Origin of the sequence: Pannonibacter sp. I15F10I1, from assembly GCF_900185665.1 — a bacterium.
GTDB lineage: Bacteria > Pseudomonadota > Alphaproteobacteria > Rhizobiales > Stappiaceae > Pannonibacter > Pannonibacter indicus.
The window spans coordinates 797,761-820,613 of the sequence record NZ_FYAN01000026.1 but is presented as its reverse complement, the minus strand read 5'-3'; the positions used below and the strand labels follow the sequence as shown (position 1 = coordinate 820,613).

Genomic DNA, 22,853 nt, shown 5'->3' with positions numbered 1-22,853 from the left:
CGTCGCCCCGGACGAGAGCGAAGCGGAGATCCGGGGACTACTCGTACCCTGAGCGGCAAAGTTGTGGCGGTGAGGTGAGGCCTAGTGCCGGAGCCTGCCGCGAGGCTCCGGGCAGCGGCATTGCTCTGCAAGCGAGTAGTCCCCGGCTCGCGCTGCGCTTGGCCGGGGTGACACCGTGCGTGTGCACCCACCGCGTCAGTGGTTGTGACGCGGTGGGGTGGCTGCAAGGCCGCGGAAGGTTTCGGCATCGCGGATGGTGGCGCCATCGGCGAGCTGGGTGACCGTTTCGCGGTAGATCTTCTGCCAGGGCGTGGCCGAGGGCGGCACCGGCGGGATGCCTTCGGCCTTGCGGCGTTCGATTTCCGCCTCGTCCACCAGCATGTCGCAACGGCCGGTGTTGAAGTCGATGCGGATGGTGTCGCCGCTGCGCAGGAAGGCAAGGCCGCCGCCAGCGGCGCTTTCGGGCGAAGCGTTGAGGATCGACGGGCTGTCGGCGGTGCCGGACTGGCGGCCATCGCCGATGGTCGGCAGGCTGGTGATGCCGCGCTTCAGCAGATGATCGGGCGGCTGCATGTTGACCACTTCCGCCGACCCTGGCCAGCCCAGCGGGCCTGCGCCCCGGATGGCCAGGATGGTGCGCTCGTCGATGCCGAGCGCGGGATCGTTGATGCGGGCGTGGTAATCCTCCGAACCGTCGAAGACCACGGCCTTGCCTTCATAGATGCCTTCGCGGCCCGGCTCGCTGAGATAGCGCTTGCGGAAATCCTCCGAGACGACGCTCATTTTCATGATGGCGAAGTCGAAGAGATTGCCCTTCAGCACGAGGAACCCGGCGCGCTCCTTCATCGGGGCGCCGTAGGGGCGGATGACCTCCCGGTCGGTGGCCTCGCAGCCGTCAAGGTTTTCGCCCATGCTGCGGCCCGTGACGGTGAGGCAGCCTGTGTCGAGCTTGCCCGCCTGCATCAGCTCCCACATGATGGCCGGGACGCCGCCCGCCCGGTGGAAGCGCTCGCCGAGATAGGCGCCGGCCGGCTGCACATTGGCCAGAAGCGGAATGTCATAGCCGTGCAGTTGCCAGTCTTCCGGCCTCAGATCAACGCCCGCATGTTTGGCCATGGCCATCAGATGCGGCTGGGCGTTGGTGGAGCCGCCGAGTGCGGAGTTCACCCGCACCGCATTGAGGAAGGCCTCCCGCGTCAGGATCTTGGAAGGGCGCATGTCCTCCAGCACCAGTTCCACTGCCCGCCGTCCGGTGCGGTAGGCCATCTGGCCGCGCTCCCGGTAGGCGGCGGGAATGGCGGCGCAGCCGGTCAGCGACATGCCGAGCGCTTCGGCCATGGAATTCATGGTCAGCGCCGTGCCCATGGTGTTGCAATGGCCGATGGAAGGGGCGCTGCTCAGCGCCGCTTCCAGGAACTGCTCGCGGGTGATTTCGCCCGCGCCATATTTGCGGCGCGAGCGCCAGATGACGGTGCCCGAGCCCACCAGCTCCCCGTCATGCCAGCCATCCAGCATCGGCCCGCCGGACAGGACAATCGCCGGAATATCCACGGTGGACGCGGCCATCAGGGCCGAGGGTGTGGTCTTGTCGCAGCCGGTGGTCAGCACAACGCCATCGAGCGGATAGCCGTAGAGGATTTCCACCAGACCGAGATAGGCAAGGTTCCGGTCCAGCGCCGCCGTCGGGCGTTTGCAGTTCTCGAACAGCGGATGGGTTGGAAACTCGATGGGAATGCCGCCCGCATCGCGGATGCCGTCGCGCACGCGCTTGGCCAGATCCATGTGATGGCGGTTGCAGGGGTTGAGATCGCTGCCGGACTGGGCAATGCCGATGATGGGCTTGCCCGAGCGCAGCTCTTCCGGTGTCGTTCCATAATTCATGAAACGTTCCAGATAGAGCGCCGTCAGGTCCAGATGGTCGGGGTTGTCGAACCAGTCCTGCGAGCGCAGGCGGCGGGCGGGTTTGCTGTCACCGCTCATGCGATGCGGCCTCCCAGTTCGTCCTCGATGTGGACGCGGATGATTTCGTCGAAGGAGGTTTCGGCAGTAAAGCCAAGCGCCGTGGCGCGGGTGGCCTCGAAGCCGGGTGCCCAGCCGGAGACCATGCGGATGATCATCTCGTCCGGCTCGCGGCGGATCAGCTTCACGGCCTTCTCGCCGGCAATGCGGTGCAGGGCTTCGATCTGCTCGCCCACCGTGGCGCTGACGCCGGGCATGGAGAGATTGCGGCGCGGGCCGACGAGGCCGGTGTCAATGGTGGCGCCATGCAGCAGGAAGCCAACGGCCGAGCGCGGCGAGGCGTGCCAGTGGCGGATGTCCTCCGGCACCGGCAGCACGGCTTCTTCGCCGATGAGCGGCTCGCGCAGGATGTTGGAGAAGAAGCCGGAGGCGGCCTTGTTCGGCTTGCCGGGGCGGATGCAGATCGTCGGCAGGCGGATGCCGACGCCATCGAAGAAGCCGCGGCGGGAATAGTCGGACAGCAGCAGCTCGCAGATCGCCTTCTGCGTGCCATAGCTCGTCAGCGGCGTGGTGTGGAAGTCGTCGGAGATGGGATAGGGCAGGGGCGCACCAAAGACGGCGACCGATGAGGTGAAGACCATGCGCGGGTAATATCCGTCTGCCCCGTGGGCGAGGCGGATGGCGTCGAAGAGATAGCGCGTGCCGTCAAGGTTGATGCGGTAGCCCTTGTCGAAATCAAGTTCGGCTTCGCCCGACACGATGGCGGCAAGATGGAAGATCACGTCCGGGCGGTCTGCAATCAGCCGCTCCGAGGTGCCGGGGACGGAGAGGTCTGCCGTCTCCAGCTTTGCCTGACCGGAGAAGCCTGCGGGAGCGGAGGGCTCGATCACATCGGCCAGCGTCATCCGGTCCACCGCCTTGCCGCCCAGCTGGCCATCCCTTGCCAGACGCTCAGCCAGCTTGCGGCCCACCATTCCAGCTGCACCAATGATCAGAACATGCATGCGCTCTCTCCTCCGCATTCTCAATTGCAGCCGCTTGGGAGGCTGCCTTTCCTCCATCCGCAGCGCTGCCGGACCGGTGTGCGGCAGCGCGTGGAAACCATTTGTAAGGTTGTCTGATAACCTTATATGATGGATTTGAAAACAGCCAGAGTGATTGTCTGCACAGGCGCCCGGTGGTGAAGACCGGCATCGCGCCGTGGCGGCATACGGGACCGGAAGAATGACGGATGTGATGGAACACCCGCAGGGAACAAACCAGCCTGAAGCCGCATGCGCAGCCGTGGCGGCAAGGCTGGTGGATGCGCTTGGCCCGGATATGGTGCTGACGGGCACTGATGTGGCCCGATATTGCCGCGACTGGCACGGGGATGTGGAAACGGGCGCCGTCGCCGTGCTGCGGCCACGCTCCACGCAAGATGTGGCGCGGGCGGTGAAGGCCGTGGCCGCGCTTGGGCTTTCCCTCGTGCCGCAGGGCGGCAACACCGGGCTGGTGCTCGGCGCAACGCCGGATGATCCGGCAGGGCAGGTGGTGCTGAGCCTTGAGCGGATGACCGCCATCCGCCGTCTCGATGCCGATGATTTTTCCGCCGTGGTCGAAGCCGGGGCAGTGCTGTCGGAGTTCAAGGACAAGGTGGCGGAGGCAGGCCTGTTCTTTCCGCTGGCGCTGGGGGCACAAGGCTCCTGCCGCATCGGCGGCAATGTCTCCACCAATGCTGGCGGCATCAACGTGCTGCGCTATGGCATGACGCGGGAGCTGGTGCTGGGGCTTGAGGTGGTGCTGCCGGACGGCAGCATTTTCGATGGCCTCTCCGCCCTTCGCAAGGACAACCGGGGCACCGACCTGAAACAGCTCTTCATCGGCGCGGAAGGCACGCTGGGCATCGTCACCGCCGTGGCCGTCAAGCTCTTGCCGCAGCCGGATCAGGTGGCCACCGCCTTGCTGGGGCTCAATGCGCTGGAGGATGCCATCCGGCTTTACCGCCGTGCGCGGCGCGACTGCTGCGACCTGATGTCGGCTTTCGAGTTCATGCCGCCGCTGGCTTTCACCCTGGCGCAGGAGGCCATCCCGGACCTGCCCATGCCCATGGCGGCAGATTATCCGGCCTATGTGCTGATGGAGATTTCCGGCTCCGGGCTCGTCGATGTGGACGATCTGATGAGCCGCTTCCTCGAAGGCGTCATGGCCGACGGGCTGGTGGTGGACGGGGTGGTTGCCGCCTCGCAGGCACAGGCGCGCACTCTCTGGCTTTTCCGCGAGGGCATGAACGAGGGGCAAGCAAAGCGCGGGCGGCACCTGCGCACGGATGTCTCCGTGCCCCTGTCGCGCGTGCCGGATTTCGTACGCGAGGCGGAAGCTGCCATCCATGCGGCGCTGCCCGACTGCACCTGCGTGTCCTATGGCCATGTGGGCGATGGCAACGTGCATCTCAACGTGCTGCCGCCTGCAGGGCTCACAAGGCAGGAGGCGGATGCGCGGATCTATCAGGCCAAGACCGTGCTCAACGCCGTGCTGGACGGCTTTTGCGGCTCGATCAGCGCCGAACATGGCATCGGCCGGCTGAAGAAGCCCGATTTCGAGGCGCGGCTGCAGCCTGTGGACCGCCAGCTTCTGACCTCCATCAAGGCGGCAATCGACCCGCAAGGCATCATGAATCCCGGCTGCCAATTGAATTTGGGCGGGGTTTCGGGGTAAAGGCGCTGATCGCCCAGAAGACAGGACAGGGAATGGCCATCGGCATGGAACAGATCCGGCGCAGTGAACATCTGCCCGCACGCATTGCGGCCCAGATCGCCCGCGACATCAGCGAGGGCCGGATCAAGCCTGGTGACCGGTTGCCGACGGAACATGCTTTGGCCAAGACCCTCGGCGTCAGCCGCACGGTTGTGCGGGAGGCCATTGCCCAGCTGCGCAACGAGGGGCTGGTGGAAACGCGGCAGGGCGTCGGTGCTTTCGTGACCGGGCCGCAGGCGCGTCCGATCCGCATTGCCCAGAACGATCTGGACGACCGGGAGAGCTTCCGCGACCTGTTCCAGTTGCGCCTGCCGCTGGAGATCGAGGCGGCCGGACTTGCCGCCCTGCATCATACGGCCGAAGACCTCGCCCGGCTGGACGAGGCGCTGGCGCAGATGACCGGGGCGGAGAAGTGGACGGAGCAGGGCATCATTGCCGATCTGGCCTTCCACCGGGCCGTCGCCGATGCCACCGGCAATGCCTATTTCGGCATGTTCATCGGCTTCATCGCCGAGCGCATCAGCCTTGCGATCAATGCGGCGCGGGCCAGCGCCGTGCTGGAAGAGATCGTCGAGACCACCATCGCCGAACATGTGGCCGTGCGTGACGCCATCGCCAGCCGCGACGCAATGGCCGCCCGCGCCGCCATGCGCCAGCATCTGACGGGCGCTGCAAGCCGCATTGCCCTCAATCTCGAGATTTATTGACGCATATCTCTCTGTCCGCAGTTCAGGCAGTAGATTTCGCGTTCGAGACTTTCATATTTCGTCATGCCATGACTTGATCATGGCATCCATGCCCTTGCGGTTCAGGTGTTGTTTGCTTTTAGGTGTGGGGAAATTCGCCGCTTGTCAGGTGCGGCAAGGTCATGGAATGGATGCCATGGTCGGGGCCATGGCATGACGAAGCGGTTGGGTCTTGCGAAGTTCCGCCGGTGTCCCGCCGCAGAGCAATGGGCTGCAGGCTGCCGTTGAAGGCGTGGCAGAGAGGCCGGGGCAGTCTTTCGCCTGAATAAGGTCTCCATTTTTAGACTGCGCTTCGGCAAGCTCTTGATGTCCTGGGGCAAGGCCTCACCTGCGGGAACCCGCAGGGTGTTTGCACATCTTCGCTGTTGTTGCGGACAGGCGCTGCCACAGGCTGGACAAGCCCGGCGTCATGTTGCTAAGACTCATTAATGTGATTGTCTGACATCCAGACAATCCGGCAGGGCATGGCAGGAGCAATGCGCGTGGAGGCGCTGGCCTGCTGTCCGGGGAATTGGGGAGGAGGGCACTGGTGGCCGGTCAAGTTGTTACTGCATCTGGAATTCTGCCTGCCGATGCGCAGGACGCCGTGCTCGTTGGCCGCGTCTGGTCGAAAGCGGAAGACGGGCCTTGCCCGGTGCTGATCCGCGATGGGCAGGTGTTCAACCTGACCGGCATTGCCGCCACCGTTTCCTCCCTTTTTGAAATGCCGGAGATCGCCGCACGGCTGAAGCAGGCGTCTGGCCTGCCGGATTTGGGGCCGCTGGATGCGTTCCTCGATGGCAGCGCCGGTCAGTTGCTGGCGCCCATCGATCTGCAATCGGTCAAGGCGGCCGGCGTCACCTTTGCCGACAGCATGCTGGAGCGGGTGATCGAGGAACAGGCCAAGGGCGACAGCTCCCGCGCGCTGGAAATCCGCGAGCGTCTGGCCCCGGTGCTGGGCGGCAGCCTGCGCGGCGTCAAGGCCGGGTCGGAAGAAGCCCGCAAGGTCAAGGCGCTGCTGCAGGACATGGGCCTGTGGTCGCAGTATCTGGAAGTGGGCATTGGCCCGGATGCGGAAATTTTCACCAAGGCGCAGCCCATGTCGTCGGTCGGCTGCGGCGCAAAGGCGGGCATTCATCCCATTTCCGAGTGGAACAATCCGGAGCCTGAAGTGGTTCTGGCGGTTCGCTCGGACGGCGTGATCCTCGGCGCCACCCTCGGCAATGACGTGAACCTGCGCGATGTGGAGGGCCGCTCGGCGCTGCTGCTCGGCAAGGCGAAGGACAACAACGCCTCCTGCGCCATCGGCCCCTTCATCCGCCTGTTCGACGAGGGCTTCACCATCGATGACCTGCGCAAGGTGCGGGTGTCGCTGCTGGTGGAGGGCGAGGACGGGTTCGTCATGACGGGAGAAAGCCCGATGGAAGCCATCAGCCGCTCGCCGGAGGAACTGGTCAGCCAGCTGCGCAACCGCAATCACCAGTATCCGGACGGGGCTGTGCTGTTCCTCGGCACCATGTTTGCCCCCGTGAAGGACCGGCGCGGGGCAGGGCAGGGCTTCACCCACGAGATTGGCGACCGGGTGGAGATCCACACGCCGAAGCTGGGGCGCCTGATCAACTGGATCGACCGCACGGATGCCTGCCCGGAATGGACTTTCGGCCTGCGTGAGCTGTTCCGCAACCTTGCCCGCCGCGGGCTGGCGGACAAGGTGTGAGGGGCTCATGATCGCGACCCTCACCCGTCTCTTCTACCGCGCGCTGGAAGCGGTGCTCGTTTTCCTGCTGGCCTCCATGGCCGTCATGGTCTTCGTCAATGTGGTCCTGCGCTACGGCATGAATTCCGGCCTCGTCGTCTCGGAAGAGCTGGCGCGGTACTTCTTCGTCTGGCTCACCTTCATCGGTGCGGTCGTGACCTTCCGGGAAAACTCCCATCTCGGCATCGAGACGCTGGTGGTGCATTTCTCCCGGCGCGGGCGCCTCTTCTGCATGGCGCTGGTCAACATCATCATCATGACCTGTTCCGCCATCTTCTTCTGGGGCACCTGGAAGCAGTTCCCCATCAATGCCTCCATGGCCGCGCCCGTCACCGGCATGCCGATGATCTGGGTCTATGGCATCGGCTTCTTCACCGGTGGCGGCATGTTCCTGATTTCGCTGGAACGCTTCATCCGCATTCTGCTGGGCCGCACCACGGACAAGGAAATCGCCGTGTTCGCCGGTGAGCACGCGGACCCTGCCAAGCTGATGGAGCATTGACACATGACGCTTCTCGTCTTCATCGGCTCCCTGCTGGGTTCCATGGCCATCGGTGTGCCGGTTGCCTTTGCGCTCATGTTCTGCGGCGTCATCCTCATGTCCTACATGGGCATGTTCAACACGCAGATCGTGTCGCAGAACATGATCTCCGGCGCAGACACCTTCACGCTGCTGGCCATTCCCTTCTTCATCCTCGCCGGTGAACTGATGAACTCCGGCGGCCTGTCCCGCCGCATCATCGACTTTGCGCTGGCCTGGGCCGGGCATATCCGCGGCGGCCTCGGCTTCGTGGCCATCGTGGCGGCGATCATCATGGCCAGCCTGTCCGGGTCGGCAGCAGCCGATACGGCGGCTCTGGCCGCGATCTTGGTGCCGATGATGGCCCGTGCGGGCTATGACGTGCCGCGCTCGGCTGGCCTCATGGCGGCAGGCGGCATCATCGCTCCGGTCATTCCGCCGTCGCTTGCCTTCATCATCTTCGGCGTGGCCGCCAATGTGTCGATCACCAAGCTGTTCATGGGCGGCATTGTGCCCGGCATCATGATGGGCTGCGCCCTGGCCCTGACCTGGACCTTTCTTGTCCGCAAGTCCAAGGTCGAGACGCTGCCGCGCCAGCCCATGTCCGTCCGCCTTGCGGCAACGGGCCGCGCCGCCTGGGCGCTGGGCATGCCGGTGATCATCCTTGGCGGCATCCGCATGGGAGTGGTCACGCCGACGGAAGCAGCGGTGATTGCCGCCTTCTATGCGCTGATGGTCGGGCTGTTCGTCTACCGGGAACTGAAGGTCGCCGATCTTTACTTCGTCATCCTGCGGGCGGCGAAGACGACTTCGATCGTCATGTTCCTCGTCGCGGCGGCGCTGGTGTCGGCTTGGCTGATCACGGCGGCGAACATTCCGGCAGAGATCACCCGCCACATTGCCCCGCTGATCGAGCAGCCCAAGCTGCTGATGCTGGTGATGATGATGCTGGTGCTTGTGGTGGGCACGGCGCTGGATCTGGCGCCCACCATCCTGATCCTGTCGCCGGTGCTGATGCCCATCGTCAAGCAGGCGGGTATTGATCCGGTCTATTTCGGTGTTCTCTTCGTCATGAACACCTGTATCGGCCTCATCACGCCGCCGGTTGGCGTGGTGCTCAACGTGGTCAGCGGCGTGTCCAAGGTGCCGCTCGGCAAGGTGGTGACAGGCGTCATGCCTTTCCTGCTGTCACAGATCGCAGTGCTGCTGCTGCTGATCATGTTCCCGGAACTGGTGCTGGTGCCGCTGTCCTGGCTGCACTAGGCGCCCTGTACCCATACGGCGGCAGGCCAGAGGAGTGGCTGCCCGCCGGAAAGACTTGATGAAAAGGGAGGAAGAGACAATGAAGAAACTGCTTCTCGCCACCACGGCTGTGGTGTTTGCCGCCACCGCCGCTGTTCCGGCATCGGCGCAATTCAATGACCGCAACATGCGGGTGTCCAATGGCATCAATGCGGACCATCCGGTCGGCAACGGCATCAATGCCATGCAGGCCTGCCTTGACGAAAAGTCCGGCGGCAAGCTGAAGCTGACCGCCTTCTGGGGCGGCGCGCTCGGCGGCGACCTGCAGGCAACCCAGGCCCTGCGCGCCGGCGTTCAGGAAGCTGTCGTCACCTCGTCCTCGCCGCTGGCCGGCATCGTTCCGGCGCTCGGCGTCTTCGACCTGCCGTTCCTCTTTGCCAGCAACGAGGAAGCCGATGCCGTGATGGACGGTGAGTTCGGCGAGTTCCTCAATGGCAAGCTGGCCGAGGCTGGTCTCGTCAATCTCGCCTATTGGGAAAATGGCTTCCGCAACCTGTCCAACTCCAGCCGTCCTGTCACCAAGTGGGAGGATCTGCAGGGCATGAAGGTGCGCGTGATGCAGAACAACGTCTTCCTCGACACCTTCCAGAACTTCGGCGCCAATGCCACGCCCATGGCCTTTGGCGAGGTCTTTTCCGCGCTCGAAACCAAGACCATCGATGCGCAGGAAAACCCCTATGTCACCATCGACACCTCGAAGTTCTACGAGGTGCAGGAATATGTCAGCGAGACGCGCCACGCCTATACGCCGTTCCTGTTCCTGTTCTCCAAGCCGATCTTCGACAGCTACACCGCAGATGAGCAGGCTGCCCTGAGGGACTGCGCCATCGTTGGCCGCGACGAGGAGCGCAAGGTGATCCGTGAACTGAACCAGACCTCGCTGGAGAAGATCCAGGCCGAAGGCGTCAAGTTCAACACCCTGAGCGAGGATGAGCAGAAGCGCATGCTCGAAAAGTCTCAGGTGGTCTACGAGAAGCACAAGGACACCATCGGTGCCGATGTGATCGAGCGCGTGCAGCAGGAACTGGCGAAGATCCGCGGCTGATCCTGGAGGAGGGGACACGCCCCTCCTGACCCATCCCCCGGACTGCGGTGCCCCATCCGCCGCAGTTCAGCGCAGAGACCCGCAGCGGCAACGTTGCGGGTCTTTTCCGTTTGTTTTGCCGCTCATTCGGGCTGCTTGTACCAAGGCTTTCGATGCTGACGCATCACGCCTTGAAAATGCTCAAGCGCCGCACGGGCTTGACCAATGCTCGATGAGAAAAGCTCATCGAGCATTGGTATTACTCCGGCCCCTCACTCCGGAATTGCGGGCAGCACCTGATCGCGCTTCTTCAGCTTCTGTTCGCGGAAGAAGATGAACAGTCCAGCGCCGGTGATGAGCGCTGCACCAAGCATCATGCTGGGCTTGGGCAGGTCGCCGAAGAAATACCAGCCGAAGACGACAGCCCACAGCAGCAGCGTATATTGCAGCGGCGCAACCGTGGCCGCATCCGAGATCTTCAGGGCGCGGTTGACCATGATATGGGCGGTCATGGCGACGATGCCGAGCAGGGACAGCAGCAGCGCATCTTCCATCGAGGCGATAGGGCGCCAGTCGAACGGGGCCATGACAAGCCCGGCAAGCCCTGCGCCTGCCGTCTGGAAGAAGACCAGCGTCTTGTCCGGCGTGCCGCGCAGGCTGCGGCCGGACAGCATCATGAAGGCAAAGGCGGCAGCTCCGGCGATCGAGAGGATCGCGGGCGGGGTGAACATGGCGCTCGACGGATTGAGCGCGATGATGACGCCGATGAAGCCCACCGCAATGGCGCTCCAGCGCCGCCAGCCCACCTTCTCGCCCAGAAGGAAGGGGGAGAGCGCGGCCACATAGATCGGCGCCGCCAGCCAATAGGTCATTACGTCTGCAAGCGGCAGATAGGTGACGGCATAGTAGAAGCAGAAAAGCTCGAAGGTGGAAAAGGCCACACGGGCCGCCTGCATGCCCGGCCGCTCCGGCTTGAGCAGCGGCTTGAGGCCAGACATCCAGAGAAATGGGGCGAGGATCAGCAGCGCCGCGATGCTGCGGATCAGCACCACCTGGCCGACGCTGTAGCTGGCGACGAGCCATTTGCCCATGGCGTCGTTCAGCGCAAAGAGGAACATGCCGAGCAGCATGATGGCAGGTCCTGCAATCCCGCCAAGACGATGAACGGCCGCGCTCGTGGAAGTCATGTTGAGGGTCCTTGTGGCCGGGATTCTGGCTGCCTGAAGCGGCCGGTATGATGCGGTGAAAAGCAGGGTCCGCGCGAGGCCGCCAGAAGTGGGGCGGGCGGCTGTTGACCAGTCACGGAACCTGCCTCCGAGAATGCCATCTGCCGCAAAAAAGTGCACGCAATCTCCGCCCTTGGTCCACAGCTTGCCGCTGTTTTTTGCGAAGAAACAGGTCCTTGTTCCGTTCAGAGCGTCTGGAGCAGCCGGGTCGAAATATCGATGATATCGCGGGAGACCAGCGAGGCCGGCGTGTGCTTGCGGGTCAGCACGCCGAGCTGCATCGGCGGCGGCAGATCCGGCACGCTGATCTGATGCAGGTCCTGGCCCCAGAAGGCATGATCAAGGATGCGCAAGGGGCAGAAGGCGATCAGATCCGTTGACCGGTTCAGGGCGGCGAGCAGGAAGGGAGAGCGGCACAGGGTTGGCGGATGGGCAAGGGTGACGTCCTTTGCCGCCAGCCAGTCGAGCGTTGCCTGATCGGCACTGCCGGGGGCCGGATTGAGCAGCCAGCGCTCCTGGGCCAGTTCCTCCCAGGAGACCTGCCGGCCGGCAAAGCGGGTTGAGCCGGTGACCGGCGCAATCTGGACCTCAGCGAAAGAGAAGAAGGCGAGATCCGCCGGCAGGGCATTTGGCACCGCAATGCCAAGCGCCAGATCCAGCTGCCCATCCTGCAGCCGGGGCACGATATTGCCCAGCGTGCCGGATTCCACTTCCAGCTGCCCCTCCGGGTGGCGGCGCTGGAATTCGTGAATGATGCTGCCGAGCTTCGTCGCCGCCACCACAGGTGTCACCGCGATGCGCGCGGTGGCCACCGTCTGCCCGGAGATGCGCCGTACCTCCTCTTCCGCGCGGCGCATGGTCGCCACGATCAGCCGTGCATGGGTCATCAGCGCCTTGCCGGCGGGGGTGAACTGTGTGCCGTGCGAGGCGCGCAGCAGCAGCGCCGCCCCGGTCTGCGCTTCCAGTTCTCGCAGCATCTTGGTCAGCGCACTTTGGGACAGCCCCATCTCCCGCGCTGCACCGCGGATGGAGCCTTTGTCGGCGAGGGCGACGAGCGCCTTGAGCTGCTGTGTCTTCACGGGTGGGGTGAACTCTCTTGGTTGTCAGGTGGCAACATTATGTGTCTGTTTTGATTTTTGCCAATATGCCTGAATGACCCAACGAACAACCGCAGGCGCAAAGACGCGCGGGTTCGGTGCCGCTTCTGTTCCCGGAGCGGCAGACCAGGGGAGGAAGCTTGTGTCGCGAACTGAATTCAAAAAAATCCCGGCAATACTGGCCATGGCCTTGATGAGCCTTCCGGCGGCTGCATCGGCCAGCGACCAGAATGATGCGAAATGGTTGTCACCGACCATGGTGAATGCCCGCGCCAACATGCTGAACCCGGCGCTGAACTACCTGACGTTCCAGCACATGGACCAGATGTTCGCGACCCGGACCGTTGCCGCAGGCGCGCAAGTGCAGCCGCTGCCGTCCATGCCTGTGTCGCTGGAGGGCGAGTACACGATTGGAGAGGCCAGGCTGGATCTGGAAGGTGCGCTTGAAGCGACCCACACCAATGCCCTGGTCGTGCTGAAGGACGGCAACCTCGTTTACGAGACCTACCGCAATGGCAGCGACGAGAACACCCGCTTTCTGACCTTCTCGGTCGCCAAGTCCTATGTCTCGACGCTGATCGGCCTTGCGCTGGCCGATGGCCATATCAAGAGCCTCGACGACAAGGTGACCGACTATCTGCCCGAGATGAAGGGCAGCGGCTATGACGGGCCGACCATCCGCGACCTGCTGCAGATGCGCTCCGGCGTGGACTGGCTGGAGGTCTATGAATTCGGCAGCGACACCCAGCTGACCACCGTTCATGACAATTCCCTCGTCGGCTACAAGTACCGCTGGTGCGACTATGCCGCCAAGGAATCCAAGCCGGGCGCCAATGCGGCGGAGCGGCCCTTCAACTACGCCACGCTCGACACCAGCGTGCTCGGCTGCATCCTCGAAAAGGCCGTCGGCAAGACCGGCGCCGAGTATATGTCTGAAAAGCTCTGGAAGCCGGCCGGCATGGCAAATGATGCCTACTGGATCATGGACGGGCCGCCTTCCGTTGGCCGCGAGTTCTTCGGCGCAGGCCTTGCTGCCACCGCCCGCGATCATGCCCGTTTTGGCCTGATGTTCCTGAATGAAGGCAAGTCCAACGGCAAGCAGGTTGTTTCGGCTGACTGGGTGAAGGAAGCCACCGTGCCGTCCGAGGGCAACGAGCCTGCCGGGCCGGAGGAACAACTGGGCTATCAATACCAGTGGTGGACCTTCCCGGAGAGCGACGCCTATTCGGCACTGGGCCTGTTCCACCAGTATATCTACGTCGATCCCACCAACAATCTCGTCATCATGAAGGCGACCGCTTCGCCCGATCCGGTTGGTCATGACGAACCCAATTTGGCTCTGTTCAAGCAGATTACCGACAAGCTGACGAAGTAACTTGCAGCAGAGGGACACGCGGTTTTACAGCGTGTCCCCCAAACTCCAGAACCGCATCGCCCCCTGCGATGCGGTTTTTTCATGAACCGGGAGAAGGGGCGGACACAGCCTGCGTCAGGGCATCTGAACCCCGGTCGCCGCGACATGGACGGCGTAAAGCGAGCGGGTTGCCGTGATGAACAGCCGGTTGCGGCGCGGCCCTCCGAAGGTGAGGTTGGCAACCGTCTGCGGCACCCGGATCTTGCCCAGCAAAGTGCCACCGGGGGCGAAACAGTGCACGCCGTCACCGGCGCTGGTCCAGAGATTGCCATCCGTATCGAGGCGGAAACCGTCCGGCAGGCCGCAATCCAGCTTGCAGAAAACGCGGCCATTCTCCAGCCTGCGCCCGTCCACCACGTCAAAGACGCGGATCTGGCTCGGCACTGAGGCATCGTGGCTTGCCCCGGATTCGGCGATGTAGAGCCGCCGTTCGTCCGGTGAAAAGGCAAGGCCGTTGGGCTGGGTGAAATCATCCACCACGGCGCTCACCGTGCCGGTCTGCGGATCTATCCGGTAAACCCGCCGCGCCGCCTGTTCAGGCTCGGCCTTGTAGCCCTCGTAGTCGGACAGGATGCCGTAGGTGGGATCTGAGAACCAGATGCTGCCATCCGACTTCACCACCACATCATTGGGCGAGTTCAGCCGCTTGCCCTCGAAATGGCTGGCCAGAACCGTGAGGCTGCCATCGGCTTCGGTGCGGGTGACGCGGCGCTCCCCATGTTCACAGGTCACCAGCCGGCCCTCGCGGTCGCGGGTGTTGCCATTGGCAAAACCGGAAGGAGCCCGGAAGACGGAAATTGCGGCGCCCGGGTTTGAGCCAGTTCCGGCCTGCGCGCCCGGTTCAGGCACATAGCGCAGCATCCGCTCGTTCGGGATGTCGCTGAACAGGAGGCAGCCGAGATCGGCAAACCAGACCGGTCCTTCCGCCCAGCGGCAGCCGCTGAAAAGCTCTTCAAGCGCGGCGCTGGGGACGATCAGGTTGCGGAACCGCGGGTCGATGATCTCGTAAGGAGAGGTCATGGTCTGGATCTTCCGTTGCAAGGGACCAGTCAGCGCCCCGCCGCAGGGCGGCTGGCGGCAATGATAACGGCGATGATGATGAGGCCGGTGAGGACAAGGCGCGGGCCTGCGCCAAAGCCGTAGGTGTTGAGCATCGACACCACCAGGAACATGAAGAGCGATGCGCCCCAGATGCCCGGCACATTGGAGTTGCCGCCTGCTACGGCCGAGCCGCCGATCACCACCACGGCAATCGAGGCCAGCAGATATTCCGCGCCCATGTTGAGCGCCGCCCCGCCGGAGAAGCTTGCCAGCAGATAGCCGCAGACCGAGGCCAGCACCGCACAGAGCACATAGGTGACGAAGCGGGTGCCATCGACGGGAATTCCGGCCATGCGCGCGGCAAAGGAACTCTGGCCGATGGCCGAGATCCAGCGGCCGTAGAGCGTGCGCTCCAGCAGCCACCAGGCGGGCAGGGTGAGCGCCAGCGCCGCCAGTGCCATGTTGGGAATGCCGGATGTGGTGCCGGTGGCAAATTGCGCCAGCAGTTCCGGCGGCTTGATGCGGATGCCGCGATTGTACCAGATGGCCGCCGACTGGGCGATGAAGCTCATCGACAAGGTGGCGATGATCGGGGGGATGCGCAGCAGCTTGATCAGGGCGTAGTTGGCAATGCCGATGGCGATGCCAACAAGGATTGCGGCCAGAAGACCGGCTAAAATCAGTGAATCCTGTCCGTCCATGATCTTCATGGACACGGTTCCGGCGAGCGTGATGGTGGCAGGGACGGAAAGGTCCACATTGCCCGGCCCAAGGGTGATGACGAACATCTGCCCGAGACCGGCAATCACCGAAAAGGCCGCGAAGGTGAGGGCAGCCTGACTGAGCCCGCCCACGCCCGCGCCGCCGGTGAAGGCGAGGGTGGTGGCCCAGGTCAGGAAGGCGGCGGCGAAGGACCAGATCCATGGGCGCAGGAGGCTGACCGGCGTCCATGCGGTGCGGGCGGCGGGGCTGGTGTGCTGGCTCATGTCTGGGCGCCTCCGGTCTTACTGCCGCTCTGGCCGCCGTTCTGGCGGGCGTTGAAGAGGAGGCGCAGGCCCAGCACGATGATCAGGATCGCGCCCTGTGCGCCGATCTGCCAGTCAGGCGAGATGCGCAGGAAGGAGAGGAACGAGCCTGCGAGCGTGAGTGTCAGCGCGCCGATGACCGCGCCGATGGGCGACACGCGTCCGCCGGTGAATTCGCCGCCACCCAGGATCACCCCGGCAATGGACAGCAGCGTATAGCGCAAGGCGATATTGGCATCGGCTGACGTGGTGAGGCCGACAAGCGCCATGCCTGCCAGAATGGCGAAGACCGCGGCAAGCGCATAAGCCCCGGCCTTCAGCCGCAGCACAGACCATCCGGCCCGGGCGACGGACCGGCTGTTGCCACCAACACCCCGGATGGCGACGCCGAAGGTTGAGCGCATGACGATGACATGCGCCAGCGCCGCGACGGCCAGGCTCGCAATGATGGCCATGGGCACGAAAGGCGGCTTGGCCGTCATCAGCCCACGCAGCCACTCCGGCGCGGAGCCGCCCGGTGCGGGCAGGATCAGCACCGCAAGCCCGCCCCAGACGAAACTCATGCCGAGCGTGACGACGATGGAGGGCAGATCCCGCAGGGTGATGATGAAGCCCGTCAGCGCATAGACACAGACCGCGCCGCCAAGGATCAGGCCTGCGGTCAGCGGCGCCTCGGGCATGAAGGCGGCGGTGACGCAGGCAGCGAAGCTGACGAAGGTGCCAATCGACAGATCGAGGTCGTTCACTGCCATGATGATCATCTGCGCAATGGTGGCAAGGGCGATGGGCACCGCCAGATTGAACAGCAGGTTGAGGCCGGTATAGCTCATGGCACGCGGCTGCAGGTAGAAGACGGCAGCCAGCAGCAGGGCCAGTGAGACGGCCGGAATGAGCAGCCGCAGGGCTTCGGCGGAGGAGATCTTCATGCGGTTTCTCCGGAGAAGGACGCGGCAAGCACATGGTCTTCCGAGATGCCGCTGCCCTCAAGGACGGCCGCAATCACCCCGTCGCGGAACACATAGACCCGGTCGCACAGGCAGATTTCGTCCATCTCGGTCGAATACCAGACGAAGGTGCGCCCGGCTTCTGCCTCCCGGCGCAGGATGGCATAGACATCCTGCTTGGTGCCGATATCGACGCCGCGCATCGGGTCATCCATCAGCACCACGTCAGCCGCGGTGCTGAGCGCCCGCGCAAACAGCACCTTCTGCTGGTTGCCGCCGGAGAGTGACAGGATGGGATTGCCCATGTCCGGCGTGCGCACTGCCATATGCTGCTTCCACTCGGCACCGAGCGCGGCCTCGCGGGTGGCACTGATGGCGGTGAAGCGGGAGAGGCCGGGCAGGCTGCTGATGGTGAGATTGCGCAGGATGCTCCACAGCGGAAACGTGCCATTGAGCGAGCGGTCGCCTGCAACAAAGGCGATCCTGTCCCGGAACGACGGCAGCCAGTTGCTGCGCTGCGCCTCATAAAGCGCCAGCAGCATCCGTGTCTGGCCGTGGCCGGCGAGGCCGGCAAGGCCGATGATCTCGCCCTTGCGCGCCTCGAAAGCAGGGCAGCCATCCTTCGGGCGGTGGCTGAGCACGATGGGCGCATCACCTTTGCGGAGTGCGGGGCCTGCAGCATGGCTGTCGCGCACCACACTGCCCATGGCCTCCACAAGGCTGCGCGCGGTAAACTGCTCCGCAGGCCGGGATGCGGTCACGCGGCCATCTTTCATCACCACGATGCGGCTCGACAGGGACAGGATTTCGCCCAGAATATGTGAAATGAAAAGAATGGATCCGCCTTCTGCAACGTATGTTTTCAGATAGGCCAGAAGCTGTTCGGCAAGTCCGGCGTCGAGCGAGGACGTCGGCTCGTCGAGGATGACGAGCCTTGGCTTGCCCGTCACGGCAAGAAAGTTCAGGGCGATTTCCACCATCTGCCGCTCGGCGATGGACAGGCTGCTGACCGTGGCCCCGGTGGGGATGCGGTTGCCGGGGAAGATGGCATCCAATTGGCGCCGCATCAGTCCCTCGGCGCGCCGCCGCCAGCCCATGCCCTTCAGCCCGGCATGCATCAGCCGGGCGTTTTCGGCGATGGTCAGGTTGGGGCAGAGGGAGAGTTCCTGAAAGACGCAGCGGATCCCCGCCTCGCGCGCGCCTGCAACGCCTTCCAGAGCCGTGCCGCCCCGTTCCACCGTGCCTTCCTGCGGTGTCAGTGAGCCATTGATGACGTTGACGATGGTGGATTTGCCCGCACCATTGTGGCCGACGAGGCCGATGGCCTCACCTGCGCAGATGTCGAGGCCGGCACCGTCCAGTGCCGTGACGGCTCCGAACTGGACCCTTACGCCGCTTACACGGGCCACCAGACTGTTTCCGGTCATGCTTGCTTGAACCGTCCTGAATTTCGGTAAGAGACAGCCCTGCCGCCGCAAGGCCCTTGCAGAGTGGGCGGCGGCAGGGAAAGCCTGCACAAGCCCGTGCGGCGCTTGAGCAGTTCACTTGATGCATCAGCATCTCAGAGCCTTGGCGTCACTGAGCGGCCGCGATCACGGCCTGCGCGTCTTCCAGCGAATATTCCACGTTGGCAACGCCGCCCTTCTGGGTGGTGGCAAGGTTCTCTTCCAGCGTGTCCTGGCTGATGCTGAGGAAGGGAACGACGAGATCCTTCTTCACGTCCTTGCCGTCGAGGATCTGCTGGGCGACCCAGAAGGCGAGGGTGGAGACGCCGGGGGCGATGGAGACGGACATGGTCTCGTAGCCGGAGGCGTCCTTCTGCTTCTTCCACCACTGCAGCTCGTCTTCGCGGTTGCCCATGATGATCACCGGCGTCGGGCGGCCTGCGGCCTCGAAGGCCTGAGCTGCGCCATAGCCGTCTCCGCCCTGAGTGACGACGGCGGCGATTTCCGGCAGGCTCGGCAGAATGCCTGCGACGGCGCGCTGCGCCACATCCTGCGCCCAGTCGCCATGCACGGAGCCGGCAATCTTGAACTGCGGGAACTGCTTCACGCCCTCATGAATGCCCGCCGAGATTTCGTCATCGACGAAGACACCGGCAAGGCCGCGGATCTCCAGCAGGTTGCCGCCATCGGGCATGCGCTTGGACAGGTATTCCACCTGACCGCGGCCCATTTCCTTGAAGTCGACGGCGATGCGCCAGGCGCAGGGCTCGGTGACAATGCCATCGAAGGAAACAACGATGATACCGGCATCGCAGGCTTCCTTCACCGCGCCGTTAAGGGCGGTCGGGGAGGCTGCATTGAGGACGATGGCATCATAGCCCTGCAGGATCATGTTCTGGATCTGCGCGGCCTGTTCGGTTGCCTGGTTCTCGGCGGTGGTGAACGGATCGGCAGCGGCAACAATACCGGCCTTCACGGCTTCTGAGGTGACCTTTTCCCAGCTCGTCAGCATCGCCTGACGCCAGGAGTTGCCGGCGTAGTTGTTCGACAGGGCGATCTTCTTGTCCGAGGTGTCCGCGTGTGACGCCATGGGCATGGCCGCGCATGTCACGGCCACAGAAGCCATGATGAATGTCCTGAATGTCATTGTCTCACTCCCTGGAGCCGTATCAGGCAATTTCCGGGGCCGCTCCTCAACAGCCCGTGCCGGAAATTTTGTTTCTGGAAAACCTGTCCAGCGGCAAGAAGGATGCCGGAAATGAAAATGGCTGTACAGGCGGATGGGTGAAGCGGACTTGCGGGAAACCGCATATCATTTGCGGGAATCCGCAGGACGAACCGGGGGCCTGCATGGCTATGGTGGGAGACGGGCAGGCCGGGGAGGGCCGCCGGGAGGACAAGATGCCGGATCTTCAATCCGCAGCCCAGCTGGCGCAGTATGTGCGCATTTCACGGCTTCTGGCCGGACGGCTGGACTTCCAGTCAGCGATAGATGCGGTGGCCAAGGAAATCAAGGCCGTCATCCCGCACGACCATATGGATGTCTGCATCATTTCGCCGGGCAGTACATTCCACATCGCCTATGAAAGCGGCCTTGCGACCGACTGGAGCCGCAGGCCGCCGGCGAGCATCCGCTTCAGCCCCTTGCGCGACATGCTGGAGGGCGCCTTCGACACGATGCTGACGGGCGATGCCTGCACCGACCCGCGCTTTCATTTCGAGGGCGCCTTTGCCGCGCCCATCCTCGAGCACCGGCTGCGGGCGCGTCTGCATGCGGCGCTGAAGGTGCATGGCGAGACCATTGGCGTTCTGTCCTGCTCGCGGCTGGAGGAGGATGTCTACACACAGGAGGATCTGGACCGCGCCTGCCTGATCGCGGATCTGATCGCCCCCTATTTTTATGCCCTGCGGGCTTCCGAAGAGGCGCGCAAGCTTGCCATCATCGAGGCAGAGGCTCGTGTGCGGGAAGAGACGCTGCGGCAGGGGGCAAGGCAGCTGACAGAAGAGCTGGACGCCGAGCGCCAGCGCATCGGCATGGAGCTGCATGACCAGACGCTGGCCGATCTCACCCGCATTGCCCGCCGGCTTGAGCGGCTCAGCCTGTCGGGGCCCGTGTCCGGAGCGATGCTGGAGCCGCTGAGCCTCAGCCTGCAGCAGTCGATGCAGGAGCTGCGGCAGATCATCGAGCAGGCACGGCCCTCGGTGCTGCAGCTGTTTGGTCTGGCGGAAGCGATCGAAACCCATCTCGGCCGGGCCGTGCGTGACAGCGGCCTGTCGATCCGCTGGGCCATGGAGGATGCAACGGGCGGCGCGCTGGCCTCGCTGCCGCCGCCCGTCAGCCTTGCGCTCTACCGGATCGCGCAGGAGGCCATCAACAATGCGGTGCGCCACTCGCAGGCCAGCCGTATCACGGTCCGGATCTGGCAGGAGAAGGCCCAGCTTTATCTGGAAGTGTCCGACACCGGGATTGGCCTCAAGGCGGGGCGCCTGCACAAGGGCACAGGCATCGGCAACATGCAGACACGGGCGAGCCTGATCGCAGCCAGTTTCAGTTGCGGGTCGGGCAGCAGGGGCAGTTATGTGCGTGTCATCCTGCCCTTGCCGCCGGTGCCGCAAGTCAGCAGCGGGGAGACCGCAGAGACGGGCGATCACGAAGGGGAGCATCATGAAGCTGCTGATCGTTGAGGATGACGCCCTGCACCGGGCCTATCTGCATGAGGCGGTGCTTTCGGCCCTGCCGGAATGCGGGCAGGTGATCGAGGCGGGTGATGGCCAGTCCGGCGAGCAGCTGGCCCGCGAGCACAAGGTGGAGCGGATCGTCATGGATCTGCAGATGAGCCCGCGCAATGGCATCGAGGCGGCGCGGGCCATCTGGCAGGAGCGGCCCGGCACCAGCATCCTGTTCTGGTCCAATTATGCGGATGAGGCCAATGTGCGCGGCATTGCGCGGATCGTGCCCAAGGGCGCGGTTTATGGCTATGTGCTCAAATCAGCCTCCGAGGAGCGGTTGCGCCTCGCGCTGCGGTCGATCTTCATCGAGGCGCAGATCGTCATCGACCGGGAGGTCTGGGGCCTGCAGCAGCGTGGCAGCAGCGCAGCGCAGGGCCTGAGCGAATCCGAATACGAGGTGCTGGTTGATATCGCCCTTGGCCTGACGGACAGGATGATCGCCCGGCGCAGGCGCCTGTCCCTGCGCAGCGTGCAGAACCGGCTGCAGAGCATCTACGAGAAGCTGGATGTCTACCAGAGCGCACCGGATGGTGCGGGCGGCGGGGAGGCCGCCTTCAACCTGCGGGCCCGTGCCGTGACCATGGCGTTCCTGCGCAAGCTGCTCAACCATACGGCGCTGGAGCGGGCGGAAGCCGATCTCTCTCACTGGCTGCAGCGGCTGGAGCGGCAGGCGCATACGGTGGAATTGCCGGATCCGCAGTAGGATCGCACGGGCGCAGGGAGTATCATGCCCTACTCCTCTCCGTCCTGGGCCATGCCGTGATTGATCTGCGCAACATCGAAACCTTCTTCTGGGCTGCGGCCCTCGGCAGCCTGCGGGCGGCGTCCGAGAAGCTGGGCACCACCCAGCCTGCCGTGTCCCAGCGCATTGCCTCGCTGGAAGGGGCGCTGGGCGTGCGGCTGTTCGAGCGCGCCGCACGCGGTGTGCGTCTCACCGCCAAGGGGCATGAACTGCTCGCCCATGCCGAGCGGATGATGCAGGCGCGCAATGACATCATCCAGGCCGCCCGCGACCAGACCACCATGAGCGGCAGCTTCCACATCGGCGTTGCGGAAACCATCGTCCAGACCTGGCTGCCGCGCCTCATTGCCGAGGTGCACAGCGCCTATCCGGCGCTGACTCTGGAAATCGAGGTGGACAGCAGCGAGATGCTGAAGGCGCATCTGACAAGCCGCCGCCTCAACCTCGCCTTCATGATGGGGCCGGTGCTGGAAGCGCGGATGGAGAACCGGCCGCTCTGCACCTATCCGCTGTCCTGGGTGGCCAAGGCCGGGCTGGATCTCGGGCCCCGGCCCCTGACGCTGGAGCAGGTCACACGCCTGCCGGTCATCACCTATGCCTCCAACAGTGCGCCCTACCGGCAGGTGCGCGACATGCTGCGGCGGGAAGGGGTGCCGTCTCCGCGCATGTATGGCTGCGCGTCCCTGTCGATGATCGTGCGCATGGTTCAGGATGGGATCGGCACGGCAGTGATCACGCCCATCTTCCTTGGCGCCGAACTGGAGCGGGGAGAGCTGGAAATCCTCGACGTGATCGCAGACCCGCTGCAGGACCTGAATTTCACCGCCACCTGGATCGATGGGCCGGACAGTTATGCCGCCCGGGTGATTGCCCGCATGGCGCAGCAGGTGGCTGCAGGGGAGGCAGGCACAGAAACTGTGCAAATGCCCAGAATTGAAGCTGAGACATAAATAAAATTTATATCACGCTTCCAAACATACGATTGGACAGCCGGGTTTCCGTCATCGTTCTATAGCGGCCAAGACAGCGCTATAAGCTGCATGCAAGGGAACAGACTGGACGTGTAAATCATCCGGTGATGAAGAACAGGCTTGCCCTGTTTTTATATCTCAGGTGAAGCCAGCTACTTCTTGTGTGCGGTGCTGTGACAGAAACCAGCAGAAGGGA

20 protein-coding genes are annotated in these 22,853 nt (G+C 64.1%); 10 read left to right on the top strand and 10 right to left on the bottom strand.

The genetic code is table 11. The annotated features are described in order from the left end of the window. Positions 1-195: 195 nt before the first annotated feature. Together IF10I1_RS16985 and denD are read right to left on the bottom strand one after the other, a co-directional pair. Positions 196-1,980, bottom strand: coding sequence for an IlvD/Edd family dehydratase (locus IF10I1_RS16985; RefSeq protein WP_186393640.1), 1,785 nt, complete (start codon positions 1,978-1,980; stop codon positions 196-198). Beyond that, positions 1,977-2,963 (bottom strand): D-erythronate dehydrogenase, encoded by a 987-nt coding sequence (gene denD, locus IF10I1_RS16980; protein ID WP_162544775.1) that lies wholly within the window; start codon positions 2,961-2,963, stop codon positions 1,977-1,979. The genes IF10I1_RS16985 and denD overlap by 4 nt, the downstream gene beginning before the upstream one ends. Positions 2,964-3,183: 220 nt before the next feature. Between denD and IF10I1_RS16975 the strand changes: the two genes are divergently transcribed. The 6 genes from IF10I1_RS16975 (at position 3,184) to IF10I1_RS16950 (ending at position 10,043) form a co-directional block, all read left to right on the top strand. Beyond that, a complete protein-coding gene (locus tag IF10I1_RS16975; RefSeq protein WP_371328557.1) occupies positions 3,184-4,656 on the top strand; it encodes an FAD-binding oxidoreductase in 1,473 nt (490 codons plus the stop codon). Positions 4,657-4,688: 32 nt separating this feature from the next. Further along, positions 4,689-5,402, top strand: coding sequence for a FadR/GntR family transcriptional regulator (locus IF10I1_RS16970; RefSeq protein WP_186393639.1), 714 nt, complete (start codon positions 4,689-4,691; stop codon positions 5,400-5,402). A gap of 568 nt (positions 5,403-5,970) precedes the next feature. Then, complete coding sequence (locus IF10I1_RS16965; RefSeq protein WP_371328558.1) at positions 5,971-7,137, top strand: fumarylacetoacetate hydrolase family protein; 1,167 nt, start codon at positions 5,971-5,973, stop codon at positions 7,135-7,137. A 7-nt stretch (positions 7,138-7,144) separates the two neighbouring features. Continuing rightward, positions 7,145-7,678, top strand: a complete 534-nt coding sequence (locus IF10I1_RS16960; RefSeq protein WP_050471754.1) for a TRAP transporter small permease — start codon at positions 7,145-7,147, stop codon at positions 7,676-7,678. Between the two features lie 3 nt (positions 7,679-7,681). Further along, positions 7,682-8,959 carry a TRAP transporter large permease gene (locus IF10I1_RS16955; RefSeq protein ID WP_050471753.1) on the top strand — a complete coding sequence of 426 codons (1,278 nt, stop codon included), beginning with the start codon at positions 7,682-7,684 and terminating at the stop codon, positions 8,957-8,959. A 79-nt stretch (positions 8,960-9,038) separates the two neighbouring features. After that, entirely contained in the window at positions 9,039-10,043 is a 1,005-nt protein-coding gene (locus IF10I1_RS16950; protein WP_050471752.1) for a DctP family TRAP transporter solute-binding subunit, read from the top strand. A 251-nt stretch (positions 10,044-10,294) separates the two neighbouring features. Here IF10I1_RS16950 and IF10I1_RS16945 read toward each other — a convergent pair whose 3' ends face one another. From IF10I1_RS16945 to IF10I1_RS23015, 3 genes are all read right to left on the bottom strand, one after another. Next, positions 10,295-11,209 carry a DMT family transporter gene (locus IF10I1_RS16945; protein WP_050471751.1) on the bottom strand — a complete coding sequence of 305 codons (915 nt, stop codon included), beginning with the start codon at positions 11,207-11,209 and terminating at the stop codon, positions 10,295-10,297. Positions 11,210-11,433: 224 nt separating this feature from the next. Further along, entirely contained in the window at positions 11,434-12,327 is an 894-nt protein-coding gene (locus IF10I1_RS16940; RefSeq protein WP_186393638.1) for a LysR family transcriptional regulator, read from the bottom strand. 24 nt (positions 12,328-12,351) lie between these two features. Further along, positions 12,352-12,603 carry a hypothetical protein gene (locus tag IF10I1_RS23015; RefSeq protein ID WP_162490628.1) on the bottom strand — a complete coding sequence of 84 codons (252 nt, stop codon included), beginning with the start codon at positions 12,601-12,603 and terminating at the stop codon, positions 12,352-12,354. Here IF10I1_RS23015 and IF10I1_RS16930 point away from each other — a divergent pair. Beyond that, entirely contained in the window at positions 12,602-13,720 is a 1,119-nt protein-coding gene (locus IF10I1_RS16930; RefSeq protein ID WP_244284739.1) for a serine hydrolase, read from the top strand. The genes IF10I1_RS23015 and IF10I1_RS16930 overlap by 2 nt on opposite strands. A gap of 114 nt (positions 13,721-13,834) precedes the next feature. On the opposite strand, the gene IF10I1_RS16925 is transcribed toward IF10I1_RS16930, so the two are convergent. The 5 genes from IF10I1_RS16925 to IF10I1_RS16905 all read right to left on the bottom strand — a co-directional run bounded on the left by IF10I1_RS16925 (position 13,835) and on the right by IF10I1_RS16905 (position 19,361). Continuing rightward, positions 13,835-14,779: an SMP-30/gluconolactonase/LRE family protein gene (locus tag IF10I1_RS16925; RefSeq protein ID WP_186393636.1), complete on the bottom strand. Its 945-nt coding sequence runs from the start codon at positions 14,777-14,779 to the stop codon at positions 13,835-13,837. Between the two features lie 29 nt (positions 14,780-14,808). Then, positions 14,809-15,786 carry an ABC transporter permease gene (locus tag IF10I1_RS16920; RefSeq protein ID WP_186393635.1) on the bottom strand — a complete coding sequence of 326 codons (978 nt, stop codon included), beginning with the start codon at positions 15,784-15,786 and terminating at the stop codon, positions 14,809-14,811. Continuing rightward, positions 15,783-16,751, bottom strand: coding sequence for an ABC transporter permease (locus tag IF10I1_RS16915; protein WP_186393634.1), 969 nt, complete (start codon positions 16,749-16,751; stop codon positions 15,783-15,785). Before IF10I1_RS16915 ends, IF10I1_RS16920 begins: the two co-directional genes overlap by 4 nt. Then, positions 16,748-18,196: an ATP-binding cassette domain-containing protein gene (locus tag IF10I1_RS16910; RefSeq protein ID WP_186393633.1), complete on the bottom strand. Its 1,449-nt coding sequence runs from the start codon at positions 18,194-18,196 to the stop codon at positions 16,748-16,750. Before IF10I1_RS16910 ends, IF10I1_RS16915 begins: the two co-directional genes overlap by 4 nt. Positions 18,197-18,344: 148 nt before the next feature. Then, complete coding sequence (locus tag IF10I1_RS16905; protein ID WP_055456242.1) at positions 18,345-19,361, bottom strand: ABC transporter substrate-binding protein; 1,017 nt, start codon at positions 19,359-19,361, stop codon at positions 18,345-18,347. 254 nt (positions 19,362-19,615) lie between these two features. Between IF10I1_RS16905 and IF10I1_RS16900 the strand changes: the two genes are divergently transcribed. Genes IF10I1_RS16900 through IF10I1_RS16890 form a run of 3 tightly spaced genes read left to right on the top strand, consistent with a single transcriptional unit; the run spans position 19,616 to position 22,636 of the window. Continuing rightward, positions 19,616-20,899: a GAF domain-containing sensor histidine kinase gene (locus IF10I1_RS16900; protein WP_186394016.1), complete on the top strand. Its 1,284-nt coding sequence runs from the start codon at positions 19,616-19,618 to the stop codon at positions 20,897-20,899. Beyond that, positions 20,880-21,647: a response regulator transcription factor gene (locus tag IF10I1_RS16895; protein WP_050471744.1), complete on the top strand. Its 768-nt coding sequence runs from the start codon at positions 20,880-20,882 to the stop codon at positions 21,645-21,647. Before IF10I1_RS16900 ends, IF10I1_RS16895 begins: the two co-directional genes overlap by 20 nt. Before the next feature lie 56 nt (positions 21,648-21,703). Then, the gene (locus IF10I1_RS16890; protein WP_186393632.1) at positions 21,704-22,636 is read left to right on the top strand and encodes a LysR family transcriptional regulator; all 933 of its coding nucleotides are present in this window, start codon (positions 21,704-21,706) and stop codon (positions 22,634-22,636) included. The last annotated feature ends 217 nt before the right edge of the window (positions 22,637-22,853 follow it).